Source organism: Pseudomonas sp. R3-18-08, assembly GCF_003852065.1.
Taxonomy (GTDB): Bacteria; Pseudomonadota; Gammaproteobacteria; order Pseudomonadales; family Pseudomonadaceae; genus Aquipseudomonas.
The window spans coordinates 2,090,548-2,107,692 of record NZ_CP027729.1 but is presented as its reverse complement, the minus strand read 5'-3'; the positions used below and the strand labels follow the sequence as shown (position 1 = coordinate 2,107,692).

Here is a 17,145-nt window from a genome sequence, read left to right as displayed (position 1 = left end):
CAGCGCAATATTTGGAGCGGGAAACGAGACTCGAACTCGCGACCCCGACCTTGGCAAGGTCGTGCTCTACCAACTGAGCTATTCCCGCTTGGTGATGCGCATTCTATAGAATCCCCAGCACCCGTCAACCCTTTGATTCAAAAAAGTTTATTTCTTTTCAACGGTGGTGCGCAGGTGGGGCCAGGCGGCGCGCAGGTATTGCAGCATGGACCACAGCGTCAGGCCTGCAGCGATGAGCAACAAGGCGTAGCCGGTGAGGACCCAGAACGAGAAGTCCGACGGATTGGCCAGCAGGATGACCAGCGCGAGCATTTGCGCGGCGGTTTTCCATTTGCCCATGTTCGATACGGCGACGTGGGCGCGGGCGCCGATTTCGGCCATCCATTCGCGCAGGGCCGAGACAACGATCTCGCGACCGATGATCACGGCAGCCGGCAGGGTCAGCCACAGGTTGCCGTGTTCCTGCACCAGGAGCACCAGGGCCACGGCGACCATGAGTTTGTCGGCCACCGGGTCAAGGAACGCACCAAACGGGGTGCTTTGCTCCAGGCGGCGCGCCAGGTAGCCGTCGAGCCAGTCGGTGGCGGCGGCAAATGCGAATACCGAACTGGAGGCGACATAGCTCCATTCATACGGCAAATAGAACAGCAGGATAAAAATCGGGATAAGCAAGACGCGTAGAACGGTGATCAGATTAGGGATATTCATCGGCACAACTGGCTACGAGGTGAGAAGGCATTCTATTCGCTGTGCAGATTGGCATAAATCAATTCAGCGAGCTTTTTACTGATACCGGGTGCTTTGGCTATTTCGTCAATGCTGGCACGGGAGAGCTCCTGCAAGCCACCAAAATGTTTAAGCAAGTCGCGACGCCGCGTCGGGCCGACCCCCGCGACCCCTTCCAGGGTTGAGGTTCGGCGGGTTTTGCCGCGTCGTGCACGGTGGCCGGTAATGGCGAAGCGGTGGGCTTCGTCACGAATCTGTTGAATCAGGTGCAACGCCGGGGAGTCGCCCTTCAAAGTGAACTCATGCGCGGCATCATTCAAGTACAACGTCTCGAAACCGGCCTTGCGCGTGGCGCCCTTGGCCACGCCGAGCAGGATCAGGTCGGGTACGGCCAGTTCATTGAGGACGTCGCGGGCCATGGATAACTGGCCCTTGCCGCCGTCGACCAAGAGGATATCGGGCAACTTGCCCTCGCCTTCCTTCAATCTGCTGAAGCGCCGCGTGAGGGCCTGGTGCATGGCGGCGTAGTCATCGCCGGCGGTAACGCCTTCGATGTTGTAACGCCGGTAGTCGGCCTTGATCGGGCCTTCAGGGCCGAACACCACGCAGGAGGCCACGGTGGCTTCGCCGCTGGAGTGGCTGATGTCGTAGCACTCCAGGCGCTGGGGTGGCTCGTCCAGGTTGAGCACTTCGGCCAAGGCTTCGAAGCGTGCGGCAACGTGCTGTCGATTGGCCAGGCGCGCGCCGAGGGCCTGTTCGGCGTTGGTCACGGCCAGCTGCTGCCAGCGGGCACGGGTGCCGCGAACGCGGTGGCTGATGTCCAGCTCGCGACCGCGCAGTTCATGGATCGCCTCGATCAGGGTCGGGAAATCTTCGTGGACCACGTTGACGATCAGCTCCGACGGCAAGTCGCGCTCAGGACTGCTCACATAATATTGGCCGAGGAACGCGGCCATCACCTCGGAGACGTCTTCATCGATCCCGGTTTGCGGGAAGAAGTTCTTGCTGCCCAACACCCGCCCGCCACGCACGCTGATCAGGTGAACACAGGCGCCACCCGGGTTGACGAATGCCGCGATCACGTCGACGTCGCCGGTGCCGCCTTCCATGCTCTGCTGGTCCTGGACGCGGCGCAGCAGCGATATCTGGTCGCGCAGCTCGGCAGCCTTCTCGAAATCCAGGGTGCTGGCCGCCTGCTCCATGGCCCCGGACAGTTCATCGGTCAGCGCGTTGCTGCGCCCCTCGAGGAACATCACCGAGTGACGCACATCCTCGGCGTACTCCGCCGGCTCCACCAGGCCCACACAGGGCGCCTTGCAGCGCTTGATCTGGTACTGCAGGCACGGGCGCGTACGGTTCTTGTAGAAGCTGTCTTCACACTGGCGCACAAAAAACGTCTTCTGCAGCAGGCTCAAGCTCTCGCGAATGGCGCCGGCGCTGGGGTAAGGCCCGAAATACTTGCCCTTCTGCTTCTTCGCACCCCGGTGGATGCTCAGGCGCGGGAAGGCGCCATCCGACAAAAACACGTAGGGGTAGGATTTATCGTCACGCAGCAGGATGTTATACGGCGGCCGCCATTCCTTGATCAGCGTCTGCTCAAGCAGCAGCGCTTCAGTTTCATTGGCGGTAATGGTGGTTTCGACCTGGGCGATACGCGCAACCAGGGCGGCGGTTTTCGGCGCGAGACCGGTCTTGCGAAAATAGCTCGCCAGACGGTTTTTCAGGTTCTTGGCCTTGCCCACGTAGAGCAGGCGCGCCTCGCTGTCGAACATACGGTACACGCCGGGGCGGCCGCTGCAGGTCGAGAGGAAGGCACTTGGATCAAACGGCGTGGTCATGTCAGGCGCTAGCGTCCACCATGCCGTGACGCACCGCGAGCAGGGTCAATTCAACATCACTGCTGATGGCGAGTTTCTCGAAGATGCGATAGCGGTAGGTGTTGACGGTCTTGGGCGAGAGGCACAGCTTATCGGAGATCGACTGCACCTTCTGGCAACCGACGATCATCAAGGCGATCTGGATTTCCCGCTCCGACAGCGCGTCAAACGGCGAGTCGCTGGTGGGCTGGAAGGATTTGATGGCCAACTGCTGGGCAATCTGCGGGCTGATATAGCGCTGGCCGGCAAATACCAGGCGAATGGCTTGCACCATTTCCGCCAGGCCGGCGCCTTTGGTGAGGTAACCCGCGGCTCCCGCCTGCAGCAGACGCGTAGGAAATGGGTCTTCCTCGCACACCGTTACCACCACAACCTTGATATCCGGATGGCTGCGCAATAATTTGGTAGTGGCGCCCAGACCGCCGATCCCCGGCATCTTGACGTCCATCAACACCACATCGGGTTTCAATTCCCGGGCCTTGATCAGAGATTCCTCCCCCGACTCGGCCTGGCCGACTACTTGCAGGCCGTCGATGTCAGCCAGCATTCGTGTAATGCCTGTACGAACGAGATCATGGTCATCGACTACTAGCACCCTAATCAAGCAGACACCTCGCGATATGGTCTTATAGGTTGCTGAACACCTTAGCAAAAAACCAGGGCGCAGACCTAGCTGCAAGCGTCATATATGTGGAGTTTGAGCGCTTGGCACGCCTCTATCGAGCGGCGAACGGCCGGATTTGCTGGGCAAAAGGTCAGGAATCCTGCGGCGCAGGCTTGGTTTTTCCATGGCGAGAAAGGGAATGCTCGGCCAGGGTCGACGTCAGGCGGCGGATTGCCTCTTGGTCTTCCTTGAACAAGGCCCGGTAATCAACCAGCACTTTTTCTTCAAGCTGGCTCAGATTTTCCAGTGGAGTCGGCGTCGCTGTCCCCGTCAACACGTACAGCACATCCACGCCTCTGCTGGCCACGCGAGACAAGTAGTCGGCCTTGGGCGCGCGCCCACCGCTTTCATATTTGCCCTGGGCGTTGGCTTCGACGCCTCCGATTTCACCAAACACTTTTTGCGACAGGCCAAGTCGCTCTCTTTCTTGCCTTAAACGCGAACCGATTCCACTCATCTGGATGCATGATCCTATTTGGCACACCGCAAGAGGTGACAGGCTCATCACTTCGTTAAACAAATTAAACGTTTTTTTGAACTATGCCCGCAATGCGTACCCCTGCACAAGGCCAGGCTGAAACATCAAGGAACGGCACCGTCAACAGGATGTTGAGCGACAAACGCGTTCCATCCGCCAGAATCCGGCCTCTTCACCGACAACGCTGAACCCCGTGCGCTGATAAAGCCTTTTGGCCGGGTTGGTCTTGAACACGGTTAAACGCAACAGGCCCGGCACTTGGGCCTTGAGCGCCATCTGCTCCAGCACCCAAGTGCCCGCGCCGAGCCCGCGATAGGCCTCGAGCATATGCAGTTCGCGGATATAGAGCGCGTTGCTATCACGGCTCAGGCTGATAAACCCGACAACGCAGTCATCCGCGTAAATCAGCCAGTTTTCCCGAGCAGCCCAGGCCCTATCAAAGCCATCGTCGGACCACAGCAACTGGTTTTGCACGTAATAAGGGTCCATCGCCCGGTGAGTCAGGGATCGTGCAAATGGCAGGTCGTGGTCCGTCGCAGCGCGCAGGCAGAAAGGCATTTACACAGCCACCACGTGCCCAACCCAGCGCTCGCCATCGCGACGGGCAATCGCCAGCGCTTCGCCGACGCCAGGCACCGCCGCCAGCAAACGACCATCATCCGCCCATATCGCACTGCGGCCGGCACAAGCCCAGCCGCCCGACGGGCCACCATGGTTAGCCATCAACACCAGAAGGCGATGCTCGGCCGCATACCCCTGAAGCAGCGCGCTGTCCGTGGCGTAGCCGCTCTCGCTGATCAATACGCCTGCGGCATAGACCGTGGCGCCCGCCAGCGCCGCCTGGCGCGGATGACTGGCGTGGGAAAAGTCAGCGCACACAGCCAGCGCAATACGATCCTTCCCCCACTCAAGCGCCGCACCGCCCTGCCCGGCCGCAAACGCGAGTTCTTCGCCCGGATGCAGATGCTGTTTGGTGTAGACCGCCACCGAGCCGTCAGCCCCTAGAACCAAGGCGCCAATCAGTACATCCGCCTCTGGCGCCAGGCGGATCGGCATACCCACCACCGCCGTCAACTGCAGCTCCCGCGCCATCTCACGTAATGGCGCCAGCAGTGGGTCTTCAGGCGCAATGGCCAGGTCGGCTGCCAGCGCGGGCTCATAGCCGGTCAGCGACAGCTCTGGGAACACCAGCAATTGCACGCCCTCTGCGGCTGCAGCCTGCATGAACTCGAGATGTCGCGCGATGTTGGCTGCTACATCGCCTGCGATGGAAAGGGTTTGCGCCGCAGCAAGGGTCAAGGCAGTCATGGTCGCGTCCTGGCAATCGTGCTGGCAATAGTTAGGTGCGAACAGCATATCGACACTCCCCCCATAGCCGTAAGCCCCCCCCATGCGATAGAAATTACTGATTGAATCCACCTGCGCCGCTCTAGTAAGCTCCCCACATCATTTGGAGACATGCCATGTTGCAACTCACCCACACTCAGGTTTGCCCCGCTGCCAGCGCATCGCGCTCGGTGTCGGCTACCCGTGTGAACGGTTCGAGCGCACTGGTCAGCTTTTATTTTGGGTATTGGTTTAGCCGCTGGCGCGCCTGATACCTGAAATCGGCGCCCACTACTCAAGGGGTCGCCTGCCAGAGAAATCTAACCCCCCGGTCGGCTCCCCGACCGGGGGTTTTGTTTTTTTCAGGCCCTGAATTTTTTTGATCCGCACACTTAAATAAAGGAATCACGCCATGAACACCATCACCTATTACCGCCACGACACTTGCGCTGCATGGCGATTTAGCCAGCCCCGTTCGGGACAGCCTGCCGCCTCCGACCGGTCACTTCTTGGTGGCAAGCCAACACACGTAGCCGATACGGCCAATTGTCGAACACCCCAGTAGGCCAGGCGTGCGGGAATTGCCCGCCGCTTGCCCAGGAAATCTAGAATATGAACGTCTCTGTCGCCGCTTTGCCCGTCTCCACCCTGGACAGCGCCAATGAAGCCCTGACCCAGCGCCTGCCCAGCGCCCTTGAGCTCAAGCATCAACTACCCCTCAGCCCGTTCCTCAATGAACAGGTACACGCCCACCGCCAAGCCGTGCGCGCCATCCTCAATGGTCATGATCCACGCTTGCTGGTGATTGTCGGCCCGTGCTCGATACACGACCCGCAATCGGCCCTGGAATACGCGCGTAACCTGAAGAAGCTCGCGCTTGAAGTCAGCGACCAGATGCTGCTGGTCATTCGCGCCTACGTCGAAAAACCGCGCACGACTATTGGCTGGAAAGGCCTGGCTTACGATCCGCACCTCGATGGCAGCGACGACATGGCCGCAGGCCTGGCCCTCTCTCGGGAACTGATGCGCGAAATGCTGCGGCTGGGCTTACCGGTCGCCACCGAGCTGTTGCAACCCATGGCCGCCGGCTACTTCGATGACCTGCTCAGTTGGGTCGCGATTGGTGCGCGCACCACCGAATCGCAGATCCACCGCGAAATGGCCAGCGGCCTGGGCATGCCCGTTGGCTTTAAAAACGGCACCGACAGCGGCGTCGCGATTGCCTGTGACGCGATGCGCTCGGCCTCGCACCCGCACCGCCACTTCGGCGTCGACAGCCAGGGCCATCCGGCGATCATCCGGACGTCGGGCAATCCCGACACCCACCTGGTGCTGCGCGGCGGTCACCGCGGGCCAAACTACGATGCGCAGAGCGTGTCCCAAGTCAAACATGACCTGGCCAAATCCAACGTTGCGGCACGCATCATGGTCGATTGCAGCCACGCCAACAGCGGCAAAGACCCGTTGCGCCAGCCGGCGGTGTTCAGCGAGGTGCTGGAGCAACGCTTGCAAGGCGATACGTCGCTGATCGGCATGATGCTCGAAAGCCACCTGTTCGAAGGTTGCCAGCCTCTGAGCCCGTCAATGAAATACGGCGTGTCGGTAACCGATGGCTGCCTGGGTTGGGCGGGCACCGAGCAGTTGCTGCGCAGTGCCGCCGAGCGCCTTCGTGAACACAGCCATACCCAGTGATTGGCCGTCATCGGGCACAAGCCACTTGGGCAGTTACGTGGGCCTAGACGCCGACCACCGGTTGGCGGGACAGCGCCCTTAGCCACGGCAAAACCCGCAAGCCGGTCATGGCCTCGGGAGGGTCGATGATGTCCATGAAATGTTCGAGATTGACGTTATCCGGTACGCCCGGCAGGCGTACCGCTACCGTCGGCATTGCGCCGGCGGGATCACCCAGGTCAAGGTTGTCGTAGATCAATACATGGCGTGCCTGAGGGTGGGGCCCACGCGCATGGGCCGCCAGCCCCGCATTGATGATCAGCACATCGAAAGGTTCGGCCGGAATGGCGGTGAGAATCTGGACTTCTTCGAAGGTTTGCACCGGCACGATCCGGTAATACCCCAACTGGTTAAGCATCTTTTCGATGTAGAGCCGCTGCAAGTGCAGATCATCGGCAATCAGTATGGTCAGTGCTTTGTTCGGCATGGCAAGCCCCTGGGCAGGCAGCGCTCGTCAGTGAGCGTGGCCCATTTTCCAGACAAATCCCGACGACAAAATCAGGCATGTTCCCCCATCACGTAGGACTTCTCCCAAAAGCTCCGAATGGTCGTCATCGGGATCAAGACTGATTGCAATGGAGACTCAACCCCTCATGCAAAGCGATCATCGCCTGCGTCACCTCACCGATCGCCCCCCCCAGCGCGTTGCGGTCCTGGCTTTCACAGGCTGCCTCCAGCGCTTCACAGCGAGCGATCAACACCTGTGCCTTGACCATGCGAGCACCGCCCTTGGCGCGATGGGCGAGGTCGTGCAGCCTGGCGAAGTCAGCCTTGCGCTGCAGCGTCGGCAATAGCGCCCGGTCCGCCTCGAGGCTGTCGAGCAAGGGGGTCAACAATTCGGTAAGCGCGTGATGGTCCTCGCCTGTCAACGCGATCAAGGTGCTCAAATCAAACGCTGCCGCCTCTGGGCTCAGGGCGTAAGTGGAGCGCGACGCCAGCGCCACGCGCAAATCGTCAAGCCCGGTGGGTTTGAACAGGCACCCATCCATACCGGCTTGCCGACAGCGCTCGGCCTCTTCGGGTTGTGCATTGGCGGTAAACCCCAGCAGCAGGCACGGCACCAGGCCTCGCTCACGCTCCAATACGCGGATGTCCCGTGCCAACTGGTAGCCATTCTTGAACGGCATGTTGCAATCGGTGATGACGCCATCGAACTGCCCGGCACGCCACTGCTCGAGCCCCTGAATCCCGTCCTCGGCCGTGGTGATACGGTGGCCCAGGAAACTCAACTGCCGAGCCAGCAGCAAGCGGTTGGCCGGGTAGTCGTCCACCACCAGGATACTCAGGGCATCGGGCGGCTCTGCCGGAGGGTTTGCCGACGCCCCCTCCTGCGCCAATACAGCGGTCATGACCAAGGCCAACGTTACATCTACCCGCGAGCCCTGCCCCAGCACACTGCTCAAGTGCAGTCGCCCCCCCATCATTTCGCACAGGTTGCGGCTGATCACCAACCCCAGGCCGGAGCCGCTACGTGCCGACTGTTCGCCATTGCTGCCCTGGATAAAGGGGCTGAATAGGCGCAGCTGGTCGTGGGCGCTGATGCCAATTCCGGTGTCCTGCACCCAGAATTTCAGCTCCAGATGCTCCCCTTCGAACGCCGCAAGAGCACCGAGCCTGACCTCGCCCTCGTGGGTAAACTTTATGGCATTGCTCAGCAAATTCGACACCACCTGCTTGAAACGCAGTGGGTCAATCAGGACCACGCGGTCGATCAACGGATCGAGTTCAACCTGCAGCGCCAGCCCCTTGGCCCGCGCCAGACCTTCGAACACCCGCACCACCGAGGTCAGTAACTCGTACAGATTGGCCGGTTCCAGGGCCAACGACAGATGACCGGACTCGATCCGTGCGATGTCGAGAATATCGCCGATCAATTCCAGCATGCCACGCGAAGCCTCCGACGCCACTTCCAGGGCATCCCGGTCGGCCACGCCCCGCTCGGCATTCTTCAGGGCCAGCTCGATCATGCCGATCACCGCGTTCATCGGCGTACGGATCTCGTGACTCATGGTCGCCAGGAAGGTGGTCTTGGCCCGGTTGGCAGCGTCAGCCTCGTCCTTGGCTTCTTGCAGCTGACCCAACAACTGTTGGCGCTCGCTGACGTCCACCCAACCGGCAATCATGCCCACCACTTTCTCGTCACCGTCGCGATAGGGCAGCATCCACTGGTAGATGGTCAGGGCATCGCCGTTGGGCAATTTGAGTATTCGATCATGAATCTGCGGCTCGCCTTCTGCCATCAGGCGCAGGTAATCCTGATGAAACGACTGAGCCTGGGGCAGGTTGCCGGCGTCGGTTTCGACCACGGTTTTACCAATCACGTCTTCGAGCTTATAACCGAATACGTCCAGGTAAGCGTTATTGCAGGCCATCAATCGCCCCTGCCGGTCACGCACATAAATCGGGTGCGGCGTGCCGTCGATCAAGACGCTCATGAAGCGCATTTGGTCGCTCAAGGCGCGTTCGGCCTGGACGCGCTTGCGAATCAGGCGGCGCAGGTAGATGGCCCAGCTCAACGTGACGATCAGCAGCAACGCGGCCAGCCCGAACCCCTGAATGATCATGTTGCGGTGCCGTAGCCAATAGCTGTCTTCGATGATCACCTCGCTGCGCCATTGGGTGATCATTTCATCCATTTCCTGCGGGGTGATGCTCAGGAGTGCTTTGTCGAGGATCGAATAAAGCTCCAACTGACTGCGGTTGACCCCGAACGTGATGCGTGCAGGTTCGGAGCCGACCGTACTGGTGATGCGCAACCGGTCGCGGTAATACCGGGCGATCATATAGCGCGCACTGATCAGCGAATTGACCGCCCCCTCCGCTTCGCCTCTGGCTACCATCGCCATCGCCTGCTCCGCGCTGTCCACATCGATAAACACGACGCCGGGAAAATCCCGCATGATCGTATCGCGCAGTCCGTTGCCGCTGATCATCGCCAGGCGTTTACCCACCATATCTTCCAATGTGACCGGGCTGTGTTCATCACCTCGGGTTATCAGCACCAAGGCGTTGGTCAGGTAGGGCCGGGTGAACCGCACCTTTTCGGCGCGTTCGACACTGGGGGTCACGACCGCCAGCATATCCGCCGCGCCCGCACTGACCTGGTCGATCTGTTGGGGTATCGAGCTACCCCGTACCACGTCGAACTTCAAACCGGTGCGCAGGCTGATACGTGACAGCACCTCGGCACTCAGCCCCTCGAACTGGCCCCGATCATCGATGACCGACAGCGGCAGGAGCTTGTCCAGCACCGCGACCTTGACCCGTGGATGCTTGAGGAGCCAGCGTTGTTCACTGGCACTCAAGTGCAACCGACCGGCACCGACAATACCGAGGTTGCCGCCGCTCCAGCGGCGCAATATTTCCATTTGCTCCCCGGCAGGAATCGCCTCCAGCGCCGCATTGATGATCGGCGGCAGCCGCGTATTCTGCCGGGTGAATGCAAAGGCGAACGGGTTGACTTCAAGGGTGGAAAAATCCGCCATGCGCACAATATTGAGCTGGTTTCGGTGAATCAGGTAATTGGTGCTGATAGCATCGCCCAGATACACATCGGCGCGGCCAAACGCTACTGCACCAATCGCCTCGAAGGCCGAAGAAAACAACTCCACCTGGGCATGGGGGTAAAACGCCCGTACCACCTCAGGTTGCAGATAGTGATAGAGCATCGCCACGCGCTTGCCCGCCAGGTCTTCGGTCAGCGCCTGGCTATCGTGGGTGCGGGTCACAAGGGTGGGCTGGTCATTGGCGTAGGAGCGGGACAGGATCAGTTGCGGGTCGGCCGCCTCATAACCATTGGCCGAGCCGAGGAAATCCACATCGCCTCGCTTGAGGGCTTCGATCACTTCATCGCGCGTTTCGTAACACCGAACTTCAATGGAGATATTCAGGGCCTGGCTGACCAGCGCTGCAAAATCGGCGGTAATGCCTTCGAGCTCCTCACGGTTATTGGTCAGGTCAAACGGGGCGTAATCGGGAGCGGACACCCCCATCAGCAAGGTGCGCCGTTCGCGCAACCAGCGCCAGTCGGCCTCTTGCAGCGTGACGACGGGAGGGTCAATACGAGAGTGGCCCAACAGCCGCAAAACCGTGGGCTCGTCAAAGGCCATCGCGGCCATGGGCAACAGGCTCAACCAGAGGATCGTGGCGAACCGCTTGAACGCGATGGCGGTCATTTCAAATCAGATCAGATGATTGCGCTGGGCAAATTTGGACAGGTGCACCACTGAGGACATACGTAACTTTTCCTTGAGGCGGGTCTTGTAGGTGCTGATCGTCTTGTGGCTCAGCAGCATGTCTTCAGCAATTTCCTTGTTGCCCAGCCCCAGGGCCAGTTTCTGCAACACAGTCAGTTCACGGTCCGACAAGCACTCGATCATCTGCCGCTCCGTTTCTTGCAGATCGTCACGGCGTACCGAGCTGGTAGGCAGGCTCGGGAAACAGCTGTAGCCGGACTGGATCGCTCTGATGGCCTTTTGCAGTTCGTCCAGCTCGCCGGTCTTGGCCACAAACCCCATGGCCCCGGCTCGCATGCAACGGGTGGAAAAAAACACGGCCAGGTAGGAGGTCAGCACCAGGATCCTGCACGGCAGGCCCAGGGACTTGATCCGACAGATAACTTCCAACCCACCCAGCTTGGGCATCGCCAGGTCGAGGATGATCAGTTCGGGACGTTGCTCCCGCGCCAATTGCATTGCATCTGCACCGTCACCCGCCTGATAAATGTCATCGAATCCTTCCAACTTCAGCAAATGCTTGACGGTCGCACGTATAAACGGATGGTCATCCACGATTAATGCTTTGCTCATACACACCCCTAGGCTGTCAAAGTACCCTTACACATCAACCGGGACCTAGGTACCTGTGAGAAATGACAGTTCCGACAAACGGTACTGCACCCGCTCAGGACGATAACCGCTCGCAGCCTGGCCCCTTCCATTGAACATCACGAGCAATCACGGCTGGACGAGAACGAGCGCCCAGCCGTAAGTGCCCAACCTTAACAATGCAATGACGTTTTGATTGAAGGGATAGTCCTGACTACTTGTAGGATTTTTCCTCGCAAAAAAGCTTAGCTGATATTGGCTCGACGGGGTTTCAGGCGGGCGGGTCAGTCGGTGGTACTTGGGCTCCAGAACGCCTGCACCACCAGGCTGGAGGTGGAAATACGCGCCACCAATGCATCCAGCTCGTCACCGTCGACCGACGTCGCGGCCAGGGTGGCCTCGATTTCAACTTCTTCGCTGCCGAACGGCCTTACGTCGACATCACTGGCCGGGTAGTTGCATTGCGCCAGCTCGGCTTCCAGCAGCACCATGACCGCCTGTTGCTGGCTGCGCCGCGCGATGACATAGAGGATGTTGGTGACCTCGGCCGAGACCACGTCCAAAGGCTGGCGGTTGATGTTGTTGACGATCGGTCGCAGCAAAGTATTGGCGGCCAATACGAACAGCGTACCCAGCAACGCCTCGAGGATCAGGTCGGCCCCCGCACAGGCTCCCACTGCGGCCGACGCCCAGAGGGTGGCGGCTGTGTTGAGCCCGCGCACATTGCCTTCTTCGCGCATGATCACCCCGGCCCCCAGGAAGCCGATGCCCGAAACCACATACGCGACCACGCGCACCGCGCCTTCCGCACCGCCCAGGCGATTGGCCATGTCGACAAAGATCGCTGCGCCGACCGCCACCAGCACATTGGTGCGCAAGCCTGCGGTGCGTTGGCGGTACTGGCGCTCGAAGCCGATCAAGCCGCCGAGGAGGAACGCCGCCGTGAGGCTGACGACGGTATCCACCAGAGAGTCGAGGTTGATGTTGTTGATTGCCTGCATAAAAAAACCTCCATGACTGCTGCGGCAACTACTGCCAGCCAAACTTGCGGATGTAGTAGCCCTTCACCGCCTGGGTCAGCGCCATGTACGCCAGCAAGATCACTGGCAGGAACACGAAGTACAGCGACGGCAGCGCCTGCAGTTTGAAGTAATGCGCCAGTGGCCCCATCGGCAGGAAGATCCCGACGGCCATGATCACGCCCGTCATGACCATCAACGGCATCGCCGCACGGCTTTGCAGGAACGGGATTTTCGGGGTGCGGATCATGTGCACGATCAACGTTTGGGTGAGCAGCCCCACCACGAACCAGCCCGACTGGAACAGGGTCTGGTGGTCCGGGGTATTGGCATCGAACACGTACCACATGAGTGCGAACGTGGTGATGTCAAAGATCGAGCTGATCGGCCCGAAGAACAGCATGAAGCGGCCCACATCTGCCGGCTGCCAGCGCTGCGGTTTGGCGAGCATCTCCTCGTCGACGTTGTCGAACGGAATCGCGATCTGCGAGATGTCATACAGCAGGTTCTGCACCAGCAGGTGCATCGGCAGCATTGGCAGAAACGGGATAAACGCACTCGCCACCAGCACCGAGAACACGTTGCCGAAGTTGGAGCTGGCGGTCATCTTGATGTACTTGAGCATGTTGGCGAAGGTGCGGCGGCCCTCCAGCACGCCCTCCTCCAGGATCATCAGGCTCTTTTCCAGCAGGATGATGTCGGCGGCTTCCTTGGCGATGTCTACCGCGCTGTCCACCGAAATGCCGATATCGGCCGTACGCAGTGCCGGTGCATCGTTGATGCCGTCCCCCATGAACCCGACCACATGCCCGTTGGCCTTGAGCAGGCGCACGATGCGCTCCTTGTGGCTGGGCGTGAGCTTGGCGAACACATTGGTGGTTTCCACGGCCCGGGCCAGCTCGGCGTCAGTCATGTCCTCGATGTCGTTGCCCATCAGCAGCCCTTGCTGCTCCAGGCCGACTTCACGGCAGATCTTTGCGGTGACTCGTTCGTTATCGCCCGTCAGCACTTTGACCGCTACGCCATGGGCCTTCAGGGCCTTGAGCGCAGGCGCGGTGCTTTCCTTGGGTGGGTCGAGGAAGGCCACATAGCCGATCAGGGTCAGGTTGTTTTCATCCGCCAGGCTGTAGGTGTCGCGACCTGGCGCCATCGGTTGTGCGGCCACGGCCACCACCCGCAGGCCCTCGTCATTGAACGCTGCGGTCACCTGGCGAATACGCGCCAGCAGTTCATCCGTCAATGCTTCGTTGACCTCGCCGTGGCGCACGGTGCTGCACACTGCCAAAATCTCCTCCACCGCGCCTTTGCAGATCAGCAGATGCGGCTGGTCCTGCTCTGCCACCACTACCGACATGCGACGCCGATTGAAGTCGAATGGAATCTCATCGACCTTCTGGAACGCGGTACCGACTTTTAAGTCACGATGGATTTCGACGTGCTCGAGCACGGCCACATCCAGCAGGTTTTTCAAACCGGTCTGGTAGTAGCTGTTGAGGTAGGCCATTTCCAGTACATCCTCGGATTCCTGGCCCCACACATCCACATGGCGCGCCAGGAAAATCCTGTCCTGGGTCAGCGTGCCGGTCTTGTCGGTGCACAATACATCCATGGCGCCGAAATTCTGGATCGCGTCGAGGCGCTTGACGATGACCTTCTTGCGCGACAGGAACACCGCGCCCTTGGCCAACGTCGAGGTGACGATCATCGGCAGCATTTCCGGGGTAAGGCCCACGGCAATCGACAGCGCGAACAGCAAGGCTTCAGTCCAGTCACCCTTGGTGAACCCGTTGATGAACAACACCAGCGGGGCCATCACGAACATGAAGCGGATCAGCAGCCAGCTGACCTTGTTGACTCCCTGCTGGAACGAGGTGGTGGCACGGTCGGTCGCCGTGACGCGTTGCGCCAGGGCACCGAAGTAAGTGTGGTTGCCGGTGGCGAGAATCACCGCCGTGGCGGCGCCGGACACCACGTTGGTGCCCATGAACAGGATGTTTTCCAAGTCCAGCGGGTTGCGAACCTGGGCATCCTGCTGCTGGACGAACTTCTCCACCGGCATCGATTCACCGGTCATTGCTGCCTGGCTGACGAACAGGTCCTTGGCACTGAGCACGCGGCAATCAGCGGGAATCATGTCGCCGGCCGACAGCACGATCAGATCGCCCGGTACCAGTTGCTTGATCGGCAGCTCAAGACGCTTGGCCGCGTCCCGGCGCAACACTGTCGCCGTGTTGCTGACCATGGCCTTCAAGGCGTCGGCGGCCTTGTTCGATTTGGCCTCCTGCCAGAAACGCAACAGGGTCGACAGCACCACCATGGAGAAAATCACCAAAGCGGCCTTCATGTCGTCGGTCAGCCAGGAGATCACCGCCAGCAACGTCAGCAGCAGGTTGAACGGGTTTTTATAGCAGTGCCACACGTGCACCCACCAAGGCAGCGGCTGCTCGTGCTCGACTTCATTGAGCCCGTACTGCCCGCGCAACGCGTCGGCCTCCTGGGTGTTCAAACCCTCGGCGTGGCTGCCCAGCATGCCCAGCAGCTGCACGGCACTGCCGTTGGCTGCGGCCACCAGGGTTTGCGCGAGGCTAGGCGGTACTTCGCGGCTGACGCTGGCGTCGGTCACGGTCTCCAGCATCGTCAGGCGCCGAAAATGCCGGGCGATATGCCGGGTCCGCAGAAAACCGGCGAAGAACTCTTTGAGCAGCGTGAGGTTCATGGTGTTACTCCTGCGCGATGAAAAACCCTCGTGCAGGTACCGCCCATCCGCACTGCGCCTGCCGAACAGGCGCAGCCGAACCTGGCCCGCCCACCGTAAAAGGCAGGCGCGTCCGTAGCCTCCCGAGGCAACTCGGGTGCTGGTCAGCGTCGATGAGAGGGATCAGGCAGGCGCCAGGAATGGCTGCTGCCGAGATGCCGCTTCTCGCTTTTCTGGCGAGACAACGGCATCGAAAAAATGCGCGTTACCTTGCCAAGTATGTGCCGGTTACTGAAACCGGCCGACTACTGTCACTCGAACAAGTACCCACTGAGGGTCTCCGCTATTGATGAAAACGCGCGAAGCTTACGCCGCGATTTATGCAGAGTAAACCGTAGGAAAGTTTCCGCATGGTGAATAAGAAGTTTCTTCAGGATGGGTTCAGGAACGCGCTCACTGGAACCACCGAGGATCAGAAATGTGGCTGGGCAACACATGCAGATCAACGTCCATGCTCAACCTCTTCAATCATCCCGCGTCAGCACTTCCAGCAATTCAATCTCGAAACGCAGGTTGCTGTTGGGCCTGATATGCGCGCCCACCGAGCGCTCGCCGTAGGCCAGGTGCGCCGGTACATACAACGTGCGTATACCGCCAACCTGCATGCCCATCAATCCCTGGTCCCAGCCCTTGATCACCCGACCGGTACCGATCACGCACTGGAACGGCTTGCCTCGCTCCCAGGACGAATCGAACACGGTGCCATCTTCCAAGGTGCCGGTGTATTGAGTGGTGATCAGCGCGCCCTTGACCACAGCTTTGCCTGTGCCCAGGCGGATGTCGGTGATCTGCAATTCGTCGTTGCTCATGGGGCTCTCATTGAAGGCGTGAAAGGCTGCGGTTTTCCCAGAACCGGGTGGGTTTGGCAAGTGTCATGACCACGCGATCCAATGTGGGAGGGGGCTTGCTCCCGATACCGGTGCATCAGTCACCCCATCATTGACTGACAGCCTGCTATCGGGAGCAAGCCCCCTCCCACATTTCGATTTGCATGCATCCAGTAATCGGCGTTTATAACCAATGCCAGAACCGACTCCAAAACCCTCGCCCCAATTCATCTTTGCACCCGGCATATTGCCGCGCATACATCTGCGAACGGGCCTGCACCTTGCTCGCCACCGGCAGTAGCCAGGCTTTGCTGGCATAGGTGCGCTGGCGATAACCACCCCAGCCTTCGTGGTAGTTCAGGTATTGGCCGTAGGCGTCGTATTTATAGACACCGTTGATGCTGTAGGTCTTGTCCATGTACCAACCGATAAAGTCGATGGCGTCGTCGAAGTCCTCGCGATCGGCGCCGCTGCGGCCGGTGCTTTTGCGGTAGTCATTCCACACTTCGTCCTTGGCCTGGGCATAGCCGGAAGCGGTGGACACGCGCCCCCAGGGAATGATCCACAACAGGTATTTACGCGGCGTCTTGGCGTCGTAGCGAAAGCCCGACTCCTGATACATGATCGCGAAAGGCACCTGGATCGGCACGCCCCAGCGTTTTTGTGTGACCTTGGCCGCGTCGTACCAGTCATCCTTTTCGCGAAAGATGCCGCAGATATCATTGGGCGTGCGTGGCGGCGAGGTGCCGCACGCCGCCAGCAGGGAAGTGAGTAGTAGTAACAGTCCGACGGTTTTGCTTGCGCTCAAAGGGCACCCTTGCGTGAAACGCGTGAAATGCCGGCATTTTACGCGTTCACACAGGTGGCGTCCTTACCGCAAACCATATCAAGCCAATGGCACGCGACGGGGCCCATA

The 17,145-nt window shown here is 60.1% G+C and carries 14 protein-coding genes and 1 tRNA gene; 1 reads left to right on the top strand and 14 read right to left on the bottom strand.

Annotated elements, in window-relative coordinates:
* Window positions 1-12: 12 nt before the first annotated feature.
* From C4J92_RS09755 to C4J92_RS09725, 7 genes are all read right to left on the bottom strand, one after another.
* Window positions 13-88 (bottom strand) — tRNA-Gly (locus C4J92_RS09755).
* Window positions 89-147: 59 nt separating this feature from the next.
* A complete protein-coding gene (gene pgsA, locus C4J92_RS09750; protein ID WP_034119069.1) occupies window positions 148-708 on the bottom strand; it encodes a CDP-diacylglycerol--glycerol-3-phosphate 3-phosphatidyltransferase in 561 nt (186 codons plus the stop codon).
* A gap of 32 nt (window positions 709-740) precedes the next feature.
* Window positions 741-2,564: an excinuclease ABC subunit UvrC gene (gene uvrC / locus C4J92_RS09745; protein WP_124403687.1), complete on the bottom strand. Its 1,824-nt coding sequence runs from the start codon at window positions 2,562-2,564 to the stop codon at window positions 741-743.
* A gap of 1 nt (window position 2,565) precedes the next feature.
* Window positions 2,566-3,207 carry a UvrY/SirA/GacA family response regulator transcription factor gene (gene uvrY / locus C4J92_RS09740; RefSeq protein ID WP_017530522.1) on the bottom strand — a complete coding sequence of 214 codons (642 nt, stop codon included), beginning with the start codon at window positions 3,205-3,207 and terminating at the stop codon, window positions 2,566-2,568.
* Between the two features lie 151 nt (window positions 3,208-3,358).
* Entirely contained in the window at window positions 3,359-3,724 is a 366-nt protein-coding gene (locus C4J92_RS09735) for a helix-turn-helix domain-containing protein (RefSeq protein ID WP_124366573.1), read from the bottom strand.
* 141 nt (window positions 3,725-3,865) lie between these two features.
* On the bottom strand, window positions 3,866-4,303 hold the full coding sequence (locus C4J92_RS09730) for a GNAT family N-acetyltransferase (protein WP_124403686.1): 438 nt from the start codon (window positions 4,301-4,303) through the stop codon (window positions 3,866-3,868).
* Window positions 4,304-5,053, bottom strand: coding sequence for a carbon-nitrogen hydrolase family protein (locus C4J92_RS09725; RefSeq protein WP_124405785.1), 750 nt, complete (start codon window positions 5,051-5,053; stop codon window positions 4,304-4,306). It abuts the gene before it with no gap.
* Window positions 5,054-5,683: 630 nt separating this feature from the next.
* Here C4J92_RS09725 and C4J92_RS09720 point away from each other — a divergent pair.
* Entirely contained in the window at window positions 5,684-6,763 is a 1,080-nt protein-coding gene (locus C4J92_RS09720) for a 3-deoxy-7-phosphoheptulonate synthase (RefSeq protein WP_124403685.1), read from the top strand.
* Window positions 6,764-6,806: 43 nt separating this feature from the next.
* Here C4J92_RS09720 and C4J92_RS09715 read toward each other — a convergent pair whose 3' ends face one another.
* From C4J92_RS09715 to C4J92_RS09685, 7 genes are all read right to left on the bottom strand, one after another.
* Entirely contained in the window at window positions 6,807-7,229 is a 423-nt protein-coding gene (locus C4J92_RS09715; protein ID WP_124403684.1) for a chemotaxis protein CheY, read from the bottom strand.
* A gap of 133 nt (window positions 7,230-7,362) precedes the next feature.
* A complete protein-coding gene (locus C4J92_RS09710) occupies window positions 7,363-10,977 on the bottom strand; it encodes a transporter substrate-binding domain-containing protein (protein ID WP_124403683.1) in 3,615 nt (1,204 codons plus the stop codon).
* A 6-nt stretch (window positions 10,978-10,983) separates the two neighbouring features.
* Window positions 10,984-11,610 carry a response regulator transcription factor gene (locus C4J92_RS09705; protein ID WP_124362148.1) on the bottom strand — a complete coding sequence of 209 codons (627 nt, stop codon included), beginning with the start codon at window positions 11,608-11,610 and terminating at the stop codon, window positions 10,984-10,986.
* A gap of 302 nt (window positions 11,611-11,912) precedes the next feature.
* The gene (locus tag C4J92_RS09700; RefSeq protein ID WP_124403682.1) at window positions 11,913-12,629 is read right to left on the bottom strand and encodes an MgtC/SapB family protein; all 717 of its coding nucleotides are present in this window, start codon (window positions 12,627-12,629) and stop codon (window positions 11,913-11,915) included.
* A 28-nt stretch (window positions 12,630-12,657) separates the two neighbouring features.
* Entirely contained in the window at window positions 12,658-15,363 is a 2,706-nt protein-coding gene (gene mgtA / locus C4J92_RS09695) for a magnesium-translocating P-type ATPase (RefSeq protein ID WP_124403681.1), read from the bottom strand.
* 503 nt (window positions 15,364-15,866) lie between these two features.
* Window positions 15,867-16,211 (bottom strand): FKBP-type peptidyl-prolyl cis-trans isomerase, encoded by a 345-nt coding sequence (locus C4J92_RS09690; protein WP_124403680.1) that lies wholly within the window; start codon window positions 16,209-16,211, stop codon window positions 15,867-15,869.
* Window positions 16,212-16,413: 202 nt separating this feature from the next.
* Entirely contained in the window at window positions 16,414-17,037 is a 624-nt protein-coding gene (locus C4J92_RS09685; protein ID WP_124403679.1) for a hypothetical protein, read from the bottom strand.
* Window positions 17,038-17,145: the final 108 nt, after the last annotated feature.

Coding starts and splice junctions, on each gene's coding strand:
- uvrC (WP_124403687.1), bottom strand. CDS start 2,564: ATGACCACGCCGTTTGATCCAAGTGCCTTCCTCTCGACCTGCAGCGGC.
- C4J92_RS09700 (WP_124403682.1), bottom strand. CDS start 12,629: ATGCAGGCAATCAACAACATCAACCTCGACTCTCTGGTGGATACCGTC.
- C4J92_RS09735 (WP_124366573.1), bottom strand. CDS start 3,724: ATGAGTGGAATCGGTTCGCGTTTAAGGCAAGAAAGAGAGCGACTTGGC.
- C4J92_RS09720 (WP_124403685.1), top strand. CDS start 5,684: ATGAACGTCTCTGTCGCCGCTTTGCCCGTCTCCACCCTGGACAGCGCC.
- C4J92_RS09690 (WP_124403680.1), bottom strand. CDS start 16,211: ATGAGCAACGACGAATTGCAGATCACCGACATCCGCCTGGGCACAGGC.
- C4J92_RS09705 (WP_124362148.1), bottom strand. CDS start 11,610: ATGAGCAAAGCATTAATCGTGGATGACCATCCGTTTATACGTGCGACC.
- C4J92_RS09710 (WP_124403683.1), bottom strand. CDS start 10,977: ATGACCGCCATCGCGTTCAAGCGGTTCGCCACGATCCTCTGGTTGAGC.
- C4J92_RS09715 (WP_124403684.1), bottom strand. CDS start 7,229: ATGCCGAACAAAGCACTGACCATACTGATTGCCGATGATCTGCACTTG.
- C4J92_RS09730 (WP_124403686.1), bottom strand. CDS start 4,303: ATGCCTTTCTGCCTGCGCGCTGCGACGGACCACGACCTGCCATTTGCA.
- C4J92_RS09725 (WP_124405785.1), bottom strand. CDS start 5,053: ATGACTGCCTTGACCCTTGCTGCGGCGCAAACCCTTTCCATCGCAGGC.
- mgtA (WP_124403681.1), bottom strand. CDS start 15,363: ATGAACCTCACGCTGCTCAAAGAGTTCTTCGCCGGTTTTCTGCGGACC.
- pgsA (WP_034119069.1), bottom strand. CDS start 708: ATGAATATCCCTAATCTGATCACCGTTCTACGCGTCTTGCTTATCCCG.